This window comes from Allomuricauda sp. CAU 1633, assembly GCF_017313225.1.
Taxonomy (GTDB): Bacteria; Bacteroidota; Bacteroidia; order Flavobacteriales; family Flavobacteriaceae; genus Flagellimonas.
This window is the reverse complement of record NZ_JAFLNE010000001.1, coordinates 787,014-800,878: the sequence shown is the minus strand read 5'-3', so window position 1 is coordinate 800,878 and position 13,865 is coordinate 787,014. Positions and strand designations below refer to the sequence as shown.

9 protein-coding genes are annotated in these 13,865 nt (G+C 41.1%); 6 read left to right on the top strand and 3 right to left on the bottom strand.

Features of this window, described 5'->3' with window-relative positions:
• The first annotated feature begins 7 nt into the window (after window positions 1–7).
• Window positions 8–907, top strand: a complete 900-nt coding sequence (locus J0X14_RS03590; RefSeq protein WP_242527902.1) for a GyrI-like domain-containing protein — start codon at window positions 8–10, stop codon at window positions 905–907.
• Window positions 904–1,758: a hypothetical protein gene (locus tag J0X14_RS03585; protein ID WP_207096379.1), complete on the top strand. Its 855-nt coding sequence runs from the start codon at window positions 904–906 to the stop codon at window positions 1,756–1,758. The genes J0X14_RS03590 and J0X14_RS03585 overlap by 4 nt, the downstream gene beginning before the upstream one ends.
• Here the strand turns inward: J0X14_RS03585 and J0X14_RS03580 are convergent.
• Window positions 1,755–5,468 (bottom strand): metallophosphoesterase, encoded by a 3,714-nt coding sequence (locus tag J0X14_RS03580; protein WP_207096378.1) that lies wholly within the window; start codon window positions 5,466–5,468, stop codon window positions 1,755–1,757. The genes J0X14_RS03585 and J0X14_RS03580 overlap by 4 nt on opposite strands.
• 55 nt (window positions 5,469–5,523) lie before the next feature.
• Here J0X14_RS03580 and J0X14_RS03575 point away from each other — a divergent pair, with 55 nt between their 5' ends.
• The gene (locus tag J0X14_RS03575) at window positions 5,524–6,717 is read left to right on the top strand and encodes a Pycsar system effector family protein (protein ID WP_207096377.1); all 1,194 of its coding nucleotides are present in this window, start codon (window positions 5,524–5,526) and stop codon (window positions 6,715–6,717) included.
• 1 nt (window position 6,718) lies between these two features.
• Here the strand turns inward: J0X14_RS03575 and J0X14_RS03570 are convergent, their stop codons facing one another.
• On the bottom strand, window positions 6,719–9,088 hold the full coding sequence (locus tag J0X14_RS03570) for a GAF domain-containing protein (RefSeq protein ID WP_207096376.1): 2,370 nt from the start codon (window positions 9,086–9,088) through the stop codon (window positions 6,719–6,721).
• Window positions 9,089–9,205: 117 nt separating this feature from the next.
• On the opposite strand from J0X14_RS03570, the gene J0X14_RS03565 reads away from it, so the two are divergent.
• Window positions 9,206–10,102 carry a metallophosphoesterase family protein gene (locus J0X14_RS03565; protein ID WP_207096375.1) on the top strand — a complete coding sequence of 299 codons (897 nt, stop codon included), beginning with the start codon at window positions 9,206–9,208 and terminating at the stop codon, window positions 10,100–10,102.
• Here J0X14_RS03565 and J0X14_RS03560 read toward each other — a convergent pair.
• Complete coding sequence (locus tag J0X14_RS03560) at window positions 10,099–11,361, bottom strand: aminotransferase class V-fold PLP-dependent enzyme (protein ID WP_207096374.1); 1,263 nt, start codon at window positions 11,359–11,361, stop codon at window positions 10,099–10,101. The two genes, J0X14_RS03565 and J0X14_RS03560, sit on opposite strands and share 4 nt — an antisense overlap.
• A gap of 80 nt (window positions 11,362–11,441) precedes the next feature.
• Here J0X14_RS03560 and J0X14_RS03555 point away from each other — a divergent pair, with 80 nt between their 5' ends.
• Together J0X14_RS03555 and J0X14_RS03550 are read left to right on the top strand one after the other, a co-directional pair.
• A complete protein-coding gene (locus tag J0X14_RS03555; RefSeq protein ID WP_207096373.1) occupies window positions 11,442–12,605 on the top strand; it encodes a helix-turn-helix domain-containing protein in 1,164 nt (387 codons plus the stop codon).
• A 103-nt stretch (window positions 12,606–12,708) separates the two neighbouring features.
• On the top strand, window positions 12,709–13,842 hold the full coding sequence (locus J0X14_RS03550; RefSeq protein ID WP_207096372.1) for an acyltransferase family protein: 1,134 nt from the start codon (window positions 12,709–12,711) through the stop codon (window positions 13,840–13,842).
• The last annotated feature ends 23 nt before the right edge of the window (window positions 13,843–13,865 follow it).

Below are 13,865 nucleotides of genomic sequence, written 5' to 3'. Positions count from 1 at the left end.
GCCATCTATGATGAGAAAAATTTCTATTCTGGTCCTTACGCTGGTTGTGTTTGCCTTGCTTTGGTACCTGTTTCTAAAGCCACAGGATTATCAAGTTAACTTTAAGGCCAAAACCATTCCCGGGACAATTTATGAGACCGTAAAAGCGTGGAACAAGACCTTAAATGATTCTGCTACAGTTTCTTATGAAAGCTTGACGCATTTTCAGCAAAATTTAGCTATAAATGATTCGGTACATATTTACGAATGGGATATTACCCCAATAAATGATTCTTTGAGTCAGATTAAGGTGAATATCAAAGACCCCGATAATTCCTTCGCCAACAAAATCAAAGTTCCCTTTTCTGATACTGATTTTGAAAAAGGAAGCCGTAAAAGGCTACTTGATTTTAAACAATTCCTAAATGATCATTTGGATGATTTTAAGGTCTCAGTTATAGGAGATGATAGCCTTTTTACCTCCTATTGTGCCTGTATCCCCATTAAAACCGAACAGAAATACAAAGCCTCAGGCATCATGGCCAATTATTCCTTCATAAGTTCCATATTGGTAGAGAATCAGGTAGAAATGAATGGCCCACCTATTTTGGAAGTTGTAGATTGGAATATAAAGGCCGATAGTTTGTCGTATAATTTTTGTTATCCCATAATACGTTCTGAAAAACTTCCCCAACATCCAGATCTAATTTACAAACGAATCAATATCAAAAAAGCATTGAAAGCCATCTATAATGGCAACTATATTACTTCAGACAGAGCATGGTATGCACTTTTAAACTACGCTGAAAAAAATGATATCCCCGTTGAAAGAAAACCTGTGGAAATCTTTTTCAACAATCCCAATATGGGAGGCAATGAGTTAACATGGAAAACTGAGGTATACATGCCCATAAAGGAATCTGAATGAGCCGTCTTGCCCTTATCTTGATTTTGATTTTTACCCAGGGATGTGCCCAAAAAACGCACTACGGCCAATTGGACCACTTGGGAGACTTCCCCTCCAAACTTAAAGAAGTATCTGGAATCAGTGTTGGGCAAGAGGATATTTGGGTGATTGAGGACAGTGGCAACAAGGACAAAATCTACAAAATTGATACCAAGGGCAATGTCACCAAAAGCCTAAAAATTGACCATGCCAAAAATGAGGATTGGGAAGACTTGGCCATGGACAAAAAAGGCAATCTCTATATTGGTGATTTTGGAAACAACAATAATGCTCGAAAAAATTTGACCATCTATCGGGTCTCTGCTTCTGAACTAAAGAAAAAAGAACCCAATGCAGAAAAAATTGCGTTCCACTACCCTCAACAAAAAAAATTTCCACCCAAAAAAGACAGCTTACTGTTTGATACGGAGGGTTTATTTCATTGGAAAGACCACCTATACATTTTTACCAAGAATCGCACCAGACCCTATACCGGAGAAACTTTAATGTATCGAGTTCCTGATGTTGAAGGTGAATATGAAGCAGAATTCTTGGGTTCTATTACCCTCTGTAAAAGTCAAGATCACTGTTCGGTCACAGGAGCTGATATTTCACCGGATGGAAAAACCATTGCTCTTTTGGGGTATGGTCTTATTTTTTTGGTGAGGAATTTTGAGCTTCCAAATTTTGAAAAGGCTTCCATACAAATCATTGACTTCAATAGCGATACCCAAACAGAATCCATTGGATTTTTGGATGAAAAAACGCTCTTGATTGCCGATGAAAAAAATATGAGAGGAGGGGGTAGTCTGTATTCTTTTTCCATCAACTAGAACCCGAACCCAACTCCAAAGGCAAATCGAAGCCCATCTGCACTATTGAACAACCCAAAATTGGCGGTGAGCATATCGGCTCCGTTCATGAAAAACCCTCCCCCGTAGGAGTTATGCCACTTATCTGAGTCTTCCCCAGGGAACCAAACACGACCGTAATCAAATCCACCATAAATTCCAGGGGTAACAGGCAACAATCCTGTTTTACGTCCTCTAAAACTGTACCGCAGGTCTGAACTTTGGTAAAACGCAGTCTTTCCCGCAAAACGTTGAAAACGAAAGCCCCGCAACCCATTATTCCCACCAATATTTGCAGCTTGATAAAACTCAAAATCATCCCCAATATTGATGTGCCCCTTCACCTTTGTGGCCAGAACCAGCCTACCATTGGAACACAATCTATGATCCAAGGACAAGCTAGGTATGATATAGGCAAACGACCTGCCGTATTCCTGTATATTGGTCTTATAGCCACCCTGCAATTCAAAAGCCATCCCTAAAGTGGGAAAGGCTTCATTATCTGTATTTGAATAGGAGTATTCCGCATCCACTCCAAAGAATTTTTGATGTCGCTCCTCTCCATTTCCAATATAGAATTCATTGACGAACCTATCCTCTGTAGCTTCAACTTCAATATCTTCATAAGAAACCCCAACCCGGACTTTAGAACCTAAATAGCCGCGCCAAACCAATGATGGTTCCAATTTCAATGTTCTTAGTTTAACCCTGTTATAATCCAGACCAAGGGGTTCATCATCGTCATTATTGACCGTTTCATTACCAAAACCGAAGAAGTTCAAGGTGAAATTAGGGCTGGTGAACCGAGCTTGAACCTCTAGGTTCACTTTGTTGATTACGTTGGCAAATTCACCCCTATACGCCAAATTAAATCCATTGGTAGCAAAGTAGTATGCCCCATTAAATGTGTGTTGTTGGGTAAAAGGATTCTGTCGGAATGCATTCAGCGTATAGGTATCAGTAAGCCCAATCCTTAAACCATCATCTGGGTTAAACCCGATGGTAGGTAGTAGTTGGTTATTACTTGCCTTGATTTTTAGAAACTGATAGGTGTTGGTTTCATAATCGTTTAAACGGTGAATTTTTCCGCCAAAGGCTTCATCGTAGGTGTTCTTTTTGGCCTTAAAATCATAGACATGTGCTTTTTTGGACGCTTCTCCAATTTTGTACACATCGTTGTTCTGCCCACCCACAATCCTAACTTTTATTCGGGATGTTTTGGTGTTGACATCAAAAACATCATCATCGTCCAAGCCATACACCCAAATTTCCTTGGTGAATTCGGGTTGGTAAACTTTCTGAAAGAAAATATCGGCCTTTTCTCCTCCTTTAATACGATAGCCGGTCACCTCAACACTTCCATCTTGTAGGGAATTGATACTGAAATAATCATCCTTGTCCGTTCCGGTGACCACACTGTACTTGTTGAGGATGGCAAAGTATTCCCTTGCGGTTTCCACCAGTTTCCCTTTTCGGGCCAATAGGGTATTCTTGATTTGGGTGACGGTTTCATCCCGTACTTCTTCCGGAAAGGCCAAAAATGCTTCATCAATGACCTTTTCCGTAATATGTTGCTGAATGAATTCGGCCTCATCCACCCACATTTGCATATCAGTTTCAGAAAGTAGGGCCATATCCAAGGCAAATGTCCGCGGTGATGAGGTAAAGCCCTTTACACTACGGATTTCCTCATGAAATCCTTCAAAAATTCGAAGACCTGGTACCGCCCTGGAGCCAAACTCCATGATTACGCCATCTCCCCATCGGGAGAATACCTGATCTCTATCCCTAGGAATGGGTTTGAAAATTTTGTTGCCGTCTTCTGTTTTAAATTCGGCCCATCGCCATTGATCTACATGACGGTCCCAATCCCCCAAAAGAATATCGAACAAGCGGGCTTTTACATATTCCTTTTGATCAATTCGGTATTCCTCATCTTCCCGTAATTTATTGATAAGGTCGTATGTGCTTTCAATTTTTTTGGTTTTCCCAAAGCTTTCAAGCTCATCATGCCCATCGGATACATGTTCTTCAATCATGTAGAGTCCATCGCCAAAATCTGTATTGAAATCCCCCAAAACGGACTGCTTGGGTATGTAGTATAATTTTGGATTGGTATGGTAAATATTCACTGCATCGGACAATTTGGCAATGGTAAACGGAGCATAGGGATGCGCCCCAGTATAAAGATCCATAAGCAAATCCTCCGTGTAGGTGTCCTCAAACTGCCCAATGATATATTGCTCTTGAAAAGCCATGGCTTGCAGATAACGCTCAACACTTTTACGAAGATCGCGCATTACGTATTGTCTTCCTTCTTTATCTTCCAATCGCAGCGAATTGGATTGGTTCCCCCCTCCTTTTCGTACAACCTTAACCCCACCGAAAATGGTATCCAAACGAACTGTTGGGGCCTTTACCTTGGTGGCATAATATTTCCGATACCGCTCGCCCCATAACCATTTGTGGAACCCGCTTTTATCGATTTCTTCATCACTATACACCGAAGCTACTTTGTAGGAAGGAAAATCATCCGGCAGGGAGACACTTTCGGTAGGTCTATCAGGTGGCAGCACTTCTGAAGTAAACAAGGCTTCATCTCCTGATTCATCCGCTGCATAAAATCCAACACTGGACGAACCATCTGTATATACTTTTAAAACAGCAAAACCCATTTCCCCAGTAGAGAACTTACTCCCGTTCAAAAGTCGGGTAGCGCCTGTTTTGGCTCCTGCCCCACTAACAATCTGTGGTTTTCCGGATTCCACGTTATATTGAAGGGTATGCTCATGCCCAGAAGCAAAAATGACCTTATCTGAATATTGGGAAAGGGTCAGAATACGCTTTCTAAGCTCGTTGTACTTTTTATTGGATATATCCTCAATACTCACCCCCGAGGTCCGTCTCAACACATTGGCCACTGTTCCCAAACCAGGAAGTGGAAACCCTCCACCGCTTGGGTATATATGCTGTTTGAAGGAAAACTGCCCGCCATGCGAGCCATAGGTAAACATGGGGTGGTGCAAGGCAATGATAATGGTCTTGTCCAAATTCTTTTTGATCTCACTTTCCAACTCCTCAAAAAAACGACCCCGATCTTTGATCTCGCACTTGTCGTTCATGGTGGGGTGTTTGTCCCAATCGACCAAGTACCATTCCGTATCTATGGCAAGAACCAGAATACGGTCACTGACCTCAATTTTTTCAATGGGACACCCATTATCTGGAAGAAAGACATCCTTGCTGTCCAATGCTTTTTGAATGTACTTTTCCTCTCGTTCCAAGCCATTCAACCCATCACTGTACCAATCATGGTTGCCTGGAATAAAAACAGCTTTTCCTTTAAAATTTTCAACAGTGCTTAATTGGGCGTTTAGATAGTGCTTTGACAATTCGTGCCCTTCAGGATCATCATCTTTATCTGGAAAACCGGCGGGGTAAATATTATCGCCCAAAAAAAGTGCTGTACTGTTTGCATCGGCTTTGCTCAAGACCGATTTAAACTTCTTTAGGCTAGGATTTAAGTCCCCCGCGGGAGATAATCCTGCATCTCCAATCAAATAAAAGGTATGCTCAACCTCCTTGCTTTGAAAAGCATTTTCATTCATAGAGGGAATGGCATATTTAGCCTCATAGGTTGCACAGCCGGACACCATTGCCAGTAAGAGGATGAACAGGTAATGTTTCTTCATAAGCTATGAGGTTGAATCCAAAATTTTGTACTTTGGATACTTCAAACATGCAGTTATGTCGGATATTGTTGAAAAAACTGAACAATTTGTCTGTGAACTTTTTGATAAAAAGCTCGACCCGAGGTTTTTATACCACAATTTGCGACATACCCAGCGTGTAGTTAAAAGTACTAAAGAATTGCTCAACTTCTATAACTTAAAAGAAGAGGAGAATGAAAGGCTTATACTGACCGCATGGCTGCACGATACCGGCTATGTTGAGGCCCCTGAAAACCATGAAGAGGCCAGCTGCAAAATTGCCACAGATTTTTTAAAAGATAATGGATATAATGCGGCGGATGCGAAGGAAGTTTGCAATTTAATCCTTGCAACCAAGAAACAATATGAGCCCCAAAATTTATCGGAAGAAATCATCCGGGATGCCGACATGTCCCACTTTGCCAAAAAAAGCTATTGGGAAACCACCGATTTTTTAAAGAAAGAATTAAAGGAATTAGGCATTGCCAATTATTCCGCCAAAGAATGGCGCGAAAAGAACATTCAGATGTTCCGGAAAGGGCAAAAGTTCTATACCGACTACGCCAAGGAAAATTGGGAAGAAGGTAAGCAAAGGAACTTAAAACAATTGCTCAAAGACAAGAAAACAGAAAAGAATATCGCCAAAAAGGAAGCCCTTAAAGCAAAATACAAAGAGGAAAGCCCAGACCGAAGTGTGCAAACCTTATATCGGGTAACACTGAAAAACCACTTAAAACTCAGTGATATTGCCGATACTAAGGCCAACATTTTGTTGTCTGTAAATGCCATTATCATTTCTTTGGTGCTGGCCAATTTGCTTACCAAATTGGACAATCCCACCAATACCTACCTCATCTATCCCACAATGATCCTTATCCTTTTTAGTGTGGTCTCCATGGTCTTATCCGTTTTGGCCACCAGGCCTAACGTTACCACCGGTAAATTTACCAAAGAGGATGTGGAACAAAAAAGGGTGAACCTTTTGTTCTTCGGCAATTTTCATCAGATGGATCTAAATGAGTATGAATGGGCCTTGAAGGAATTGGTAAAGGACAAGGATTATGTTTATGCTTCTCTTACCAAGGATTTATACTATTTGGGGCTTGTATTGAACAAAAAGTACCGAATATTACGGCTGACCTATACTATTTTTATGGTGGGAATGATTATCTCCGTTCTTTCGTTTGGCATCGCTTTCCGGTTTTTTGGTCCCGACAGACTAATATTTTAGTCTAAGACCTCAACTCCTCCATTAAATCATCATAGGTATAGGTTTGCTCCGATTTTTTGTCCTTTTTATACAAAATTTCAGCCCTAATGGCCTTAAGGCCCGTTACCCCCTGTAGCCCTTCCAGTTCCACAATTTCAATGTTGTCCGTAAAGTAACCCTTGTTTTTTAGGAAGCGAATGTAGCGCATATATTCCCGCTCATCCTTTCGTTGGGAATACACAATGGCCAACTTACCCTTTTGAGTCAACCGTTCATTGGTGCCCTTGATATAGGATTTGTCAATACGTTTTTTGATTACCTCATAGCGTGCATTGTAGGTACCGTCCACATCAAATCGTTTTTCATCCATTCTAAAACGGATGGACAGCGAGGTGCTGTAGACCAAAATAAGTGAGGTAACATCCAATTGTACGGGTAAATGTGGTTTAAGGGAATAATACTTGTTCTCCATGTCACACATTACCTGAAGCTGCCACAACCTCAAATTGCTCAAATAAAGTTCATTAAACTTTCTGTCTCGAGCAATGGAGCTGCCAATGTACATATTGTGCTCAACACCATCAGTCTTGTAGCGCTCAAAATAATGCGGGAACATTTCTTGGGCGGCCAATTGCTTTTTGTCCAAAAGAGCGGCCAATTGCATGTTGGATTCCATCACACTTTCATCATAGTTTCGGCGATGGTCATAATACGATTCCGTGGTTTCATCTATCTTGGACTCATAGGCCTTGATAAGTGCCTTAATCTCCTTATCCTCTTTTTTCAAGTGCTCGAACACTGGATTGATTTCTTCCTTCACAAAATCAAACACGGCCTGCTCCGTATGGGTATAAAGGGTCTCTCTGACTTCATTAAGATAGGTGTCTACCCTAAACATCAACTCCTCATAAATGGGCAGTGCGAACTTTTCAATGGCCATTGCCAAAACATCATTGATTTCGGATAGTTGAATCATTAAATCCCGCTGAATGGAAAGGTTTCTTTCTTTGGAAGAATCCTTTATATCGATTTGTCCATAAAGTGGATGTACATCCTTGAACACAATTTCCTTGAACACGGGTTGGTTTCCAGATAATTCATCGGCCATAAAACGTTTGGCCTCTTCCTGAAATTTCCAATACACCGAAGGGTGCACTGTGGTACACTCGTGTTGAATAATGGCGTCCACCAAATTTTCTTCTTCCTCAATAGATCGCAGTACGGATGATATAATGTATGGCATAACATCATCCAGCTTATTGGCATTGACACTGTTCAACTCATTAACAGTATCTGAAACCAGTTCCAAGACCCCCAAAAGTTCCCCATTGCTGGAAATTGGGGCCAATATGGCACTCCGTATTCCCTGTTCATAGAGATTCTTATAGGGTTGGGACTTTTGTTTCTGATAGTATTTTTCAACATTGGAAATGGCAAAATATTTACTCTCAGCAAAAAGTTTCCCATGGGAATATTCACATAGTGTTGCATCACAAGATTCCATTTCCTTACCGTTAAGCAAGAAACTTTCCATACCTCTGCCGTAAATCTTGAAAAAACTATTGGCACTGGAATCATAGCCTGCAAACCCTACATTTATTTTCTTGAGCTTAAAGAGAGACCTAAAGGTATCCTGAAAACGTTCCATATAGTTTTCGCCTTCGCTCTTCTTTTTCCCAATCAGGGTAGATTTTATTTCTGAAATGGAATGTTCGGTAGTGACATCGAACATATTGCAAATAACAAACCCTTTTGTAATAAAACTATTGGGTGGTATTTTTTCCTTCCAAAGCTCCAGATTTTCAAAATTTTCCAAAAGCTCATCTACATCTTCCTGGGTCAGCTTTTTAGATTTCTCCGTTGGAAGGATTTCCATAAAATCGGCATTGTACAAGATGCGATAATGGTGCGTTACCCCATTGGCATCAGGAATGTCGTAAAAAATAGGGCGTTTGAAATCCAAATTAAACCCATAATAAAAGTTCAGAATCACCGTACATTTCATAATGTAGCCGAGTCCTTCGGGCATGTTCTGGATTTCCAACTCAAAGTCTTCGCCAGCATCTTTCAAAATCTTCTGAAAACGCTCTGAAGAATTGAACACCAAACTTTCAAAAGGGGTTGATGCTGTTTTTATTTCGTTGTTCGTTAATGCTGGGGCAAAGCTCTCTTTCAAGATAATGCTGATGACATCCTTGTGCTTTTCCAACAAACTAAGGTCACTGAAGCCTTCTCTGAGCTCGGGATAAGGTGCCTGTAAATCCAAGACATACTTCGCCCAATCAGCGTAGAACTTGTCCTCGCTGTTCAGTTGTCTATCATAATGTTCCAATAGTTTGTTGAAGCTTACCAACTGCACCATTGGGCTTTCAGCATCACACTTTTGTTTCATACTGACATTGGTCGAAAATTAGTACGTAAAGTTACAAAAAGAAAGAATGCCCGTCTTATAATGGAAATCTTTATAGATTAATCACCATTTTTAAGGATATTTAGTTAAAAAAATACCATGTCTTCCACAAATAGGTTAGATCGAGCCTACAACAAGGCCAAAATCATTCCTTTTGATGATGATTCCAAATTCATCTTCTTTAGCGATTGTCATAGGGGAGACAACAGTTTTGCCGATGACTTTGCCAATAACCGAAACATTTATTTTCATGCCCTGAATCATTACTACCGACAAGGTTTTCAATATTGCGAGCTTGGCGATGGGGATGAACTCTGGGAAAACATCGGTTTTGATGAAATTTTTGAAGCGCACAAAAATGTGTACCAACTGCTGCGGCAATTCCATTTGGAAAAACGATTGCACATGCTCTGGGGCAACCACGATATGGTCTATAAGGACAAGGTTTATGTGGACAAGCACCTTTCCAGTTATTTTGAACCCATAGATGGTTCGGACAAGGAACTTTTTGAAGGCATTACCTATCACGAAGCCATTATTTTAAAACACACACAAACAGGGCAAGAGCTTTTTTGCACCCATGGACACCAAGCAGATTGGTGGAACTATGTCTGTTGGCGCATCGGTCGATTTTTGGTAAGGGTTCTCTGGAAACCACTTCAAGTAGTGGGCATTGCCGACCCTACCAGCCCTGCCAAAAACTACAAGGAACTTATTCGGATAGAAAAACGGATCAAGCGATGGATCTTGAAGAACAATCTACTGATCACCATTGCCGGGCATACCCACCGACCTCGATTTCCCGAGCCAGGGCAAATCCCTTTTTTTAATGATGGAAGCTGTGTGCACCCCAGAAGTATAACGGGTATTGAGATTGAGAATGGAACCATTGCATTAATCAAATGGCACATCGCCACCAAGGCAGATGGTACGCTGCAAATTGTTAAGGTGCTGCTGGAAGGGCCAGAAAAACTATCGGATTATATAGATGTTTAAGTGCGTTTTGCCATAGTTTTCATCGCAGCCACAAAACGATCCAATTCATCAAAGGTAGTATAGACATTGGGCGTGATGCGGCATCCATGAACATTCTCAAAATCTATGGCAACCGTCCAAACATCAAATTCCTCCAAAAGGGTTTTTGCCAAATCATGGGGCTTCATATTCTTCAACCCCACATTGGCAATACCGCAACTTCTATAGGGTTCAACAGGGGTGTTGATCACTACATTATCCACATTCCGTAGCTGATCGCTCCAATAGCGTTGCAATTGTCGCAAACGTTCTTCTTTTCGTTCCATACCGATCAACTCTAGATAATCTACACAATCATTGATGGTAAGGTCCGTATGTACCGGATGAGTCCCCGTATGATTCAAACGTCGGATTTTGGTCTCATCATCCTCATGTTCAGCCAACAAAGGCCAAATTTTTGGGATATGCTTTTCGGCTACGTATAACATTCCAGCGCCAAGCGGTGTACTCAACCACTTGTGAAGGCTTGACCCATAATAATCGCAATCCAGTTCAGCTAAATCAACTTTTATGTGCCCCACGCAGTGGGCACCATCCACCATGACCTCAACACCATGGGCATGAGCCATATCACAAATTTTCCGAATGGGTAAAATCTGCCCCGTTACATTGACCATGTGGCATACCATCATCAATTTAGTCTTGGGGGTAATCTGGGATGCATACAATTCCACAATCTCGTCATCAGATTTGGGATGATTGGGTAGGGACACCTTTTTGCAAACCATACCATACCGTTTTTGCATTTGTTCAAAATGTAGCTGCATGGCACCATAGTCCTGTACAGCAAAAATGGCTTCATCTCCTTTTTCCCATGGAAATCCACCTATGATTAAATCCAACGATTCAGTGGTGTTTCGGGTAATGACCAGTTCTTTTTCTGAGCAGTTTACCAATTGGGCCACACGAGCGGCAGCCTTATTTTTATTCTCCCATTGTACCGTGCGCATATAGTAGGAGCCTTGATAATTCACCTCCCTTACATGCTCCATGAATTTGTTCAATATTGGGGTCGGTACAAAATTGTAGTAGCCATTTTCCAGATTAATGTAATCAGGCTTCAGCCTATAATCCATTCTGATACGTTCCCAGAAAGCTTCACTGTCCTTATCTGGGTATGGGAGTGATTCATGGGTTTCACCTGCACTGGCGGTAATTGGAAAAAGAGGGGCCGCCATGGCCGCACTTCCCACATATCGCAAGAATTGTCGTTTTTTCATTTTTGGTCAACAGTTGATTAAAAAAAGAATGGTAATTTCCACTTTTGACGGATTATCAAGATACGATTTAAGTTCTTAGGATGGAAGACATAGAGACCATATTGGAGCAAATTCCAATCCGGCACAATCTGGCATCACACATTATGCTCCTCGGGATTGTTCAGGGGTTATTCTTGGTCCTTGTCATTTTTCTCAGAACCAAAAGAGATTCTGCCATTCAACTGTTCGGGTGGGCCTTGTTGGTGCAATGCTTGGTATTTATGGACATCTACCTCTGCTATACGGGGCTCATGAAACATGTGCTGTTCCTAAACGATTCCACAGAAGCTTTTGTCCTCCTCATAGCTCCTACACTTTATTTTTTCTTGTATTCTTTACTGAAGCGAGAACCCTTTAAACTAAAAAAACAATGGTATCATTTCATTCTTCCCATAGCTTATGGGTTGTCTCAAATTAATTATTCGTTGAGCCCTTTGGAAGTAAAACTCAATGCCTACATAGGGGCTTATCATCGTAATTTGAGCTTTGTGGACGTGCCTGATTCTGTAAATTATTCCTACCATATTATCAAAGATCAGTTCCGGTGGATTTTGTTGTTCAGCTTTGCGTTCTACCTTATTTTATCCATACAATTGGTGGCACCAACATGGCGTACAAAAGAAATGTCAGCAAAGAATATTAAAGTGAACAAGTACACTTTTTCAAGAAACACTGTATTCTTCTTTTTGGTATTGTTGCTATTCATTTTTTTAATATTCATCAATTATGATGATGACGGCGGCGATCATTACATTGGCATTTTTGGAACGATAACCATCTTCGTGACTTCCTTTTTTATTTTTTCTGAATCACGCTTTTTTGAAAAAACCTGGATTGCGGACAAATATGAGACGCTCTCCTCCAACTCGCTTGAGTTTGGGGCAGTGGAAGATTTTTTAAATCACGGTGCTTATTATTGCCATCAAGATATTTCACTAAAGGATTTGGCGGAAAATCTCAACACCAATGCCAACACCGTTTCAAAATTGATTAATTCTGAAACCGGGATGAATTTCAACGACTTTATTAACCAGAAGCGGATTTTGTTGGCCAAAACCCGCTTGTTGGATAACGAATTTGCCCATTTAACTGTTGAGGCCATTGGGCACACTGTTGGTTTTCGGTCTAAATCTGCATTTTATTCCGCTTTTAAAAAGCATGTGGGAAGTTCGCCTTCGAGCTACATGAAGCAAAAAAGGGGATAAAACACGCCTAATTCCTCCAAAATTGTAATTCTGGACGTTTTGATGCTCCAAAAACTGCAACATTTTAGAGCGTAGACGCATCTTTGGTTAAAATTCATCAATCATGCAGACAAAAATTAGACGTTACGATTTAGATTGGCTACGGGTCATTGTTTTTGGGCTTCTCATTTTTTACCATGTGGGCATGTTCTTTGTACCCTGGGGGTGGCACGTCAAAAACAATACTATATATAACTGGCTGCAATGGCCTATGCTCTTTTTGAACCAATGGCGTTTGCCTATTCTTTTTGTCATTTCAGGCATGGGCACTTATTATGCCTTTGGAAAACGAACGGTTCATCAGTTTAATTGGGAACGCTTCAAACGGTTGGGTATTCCGCTCATTTTTGGCATGTTGTTCATCGTACCTCCGCAGATTTACTTTGAACGTGTAGCCAATGCTCGGTTCATAGGTTCATACTGGGAATTTTTTACCACTGTGGCCCGAGATGGCATTTATCCAGAAGGAAATTTCTCCTGGCACCACCTATGGTTTTTGCCTTACCTGCTCATTTTCTCGTGGGTTTTGTCCCCTATTTTTCTTCGAATCCGAAAAAAACCTGGGAAATTTGTGCAATGGATAAAACGGCTTGTTGCAAAACCGTTGGGATTGTACTGGTTTATTCTACCGCTATATCTGTGGGAGGCTTTGGTAGAGCCTTTTTTTGACATTACCCATGACCTTATCCACGATTGGTTTGCCATCATCAACTACAGCACCCTTTTCTTTTTCGGTTTTGTACTGATCTCACTGGGAGATACTTTTTGGAAAAGTGTTGAAAACATAAAGAAAAAAGCCCTGGTCATTGGGTTGATATGCTTTACGGGACTCATTGTCTGCTGGCAATTTGAAGATGGGTACTTCAGACATTTCACCGAAGCCTTGTTAAAGGTCGCCAATCTTTGGAGTTGGATACTGGTTCTGTTTGCCTATGCCGCACAATATTTAAATCGTCCCAGCAAGACATTGGCCTATGCCAACCGAGCGGTGTATCCCTTTTATATTTTACACCAAACTGTGACCGTTGCCATTGGGTACTATTTAATGGATTTGGATTGGGGGTTTTTCCAAAAGGCTTCCATTTTGGTGGTGGGTACTTTTGGAATCAGTTGGTTGATCTATGATTTCATCATTCTTCGGATTCCGTTTTTGCACCCACTATTTGGATTGAAAAAGAAAAAGCCCGCTGCAGTGTAGCGGGCTTCTATACCATTTCAGAT

Bases quoted from the DNA above. Each gene is read 5' to 3' on its own strand.
- J0X14_RS03590 (WP_242527902.1), top strand. From the start codon at position 8: ATGATGAGAAAAATTTCTATTCTGGTCCTTACGCTGGTTGTGTTTGCC.
- J0X14_RS03585 (WP_207096379.1), top strand. From the start codon at position 904: ATGAGCCGTCTTGCCCTTATCTTGATTTTGATTTTTACCCAGGGATGT.
- J0X14_RS03580 (WP_207096378.1), bottom strand. From the start codon at position 5,468: ATGAAGAAACATTACCTGTTCATCCTCTTACTGGCAATGGTGTCCGGC.
- J0X14_RS03575 (WP_207096377.1), top strand. From the start codon at position 5,524: ATGTCGGATATTGTTGAAAAAACTGAACAATTTGTCTGTGAACTTTTT.
- J0X14_RS03570 (WP_207096376.1), bottom strand. From the start codon at position 9,088: ATGAAACAAAAGTGTGATGCTGAAAGCCCAATGGTGCAGTTGGTAAGC.
- J0X14_RS03565 (WP_207096375.1), top strand. From the start codon at position 9,206: ATGTCTTCCACAAATAGGTTAGATCGAGCCTACAACAAGGCCAAAATC.
- J0X14_RS03560 (WP_207096374.1), bottom strand. From the start codon at position 11,361: ATGAAAAAACGACAATTCTTGCGATATGTGGGAAGTGCGGCCATGGCG.
- J0X14_RS03555 (WP_207096373.1), top strand. From the start codon at position 11,442: ATGGAAGACATAGAGACCATATTGGAGCAAATTCCAATCCGGCACAAT.
- J0X14_RS03550 (WP_207096372.1), top strand. From the start codon at position 12,709: ATGCAGACAAAAATTAGACGTTACGATTTAGATTGGCTACGGGTCATT.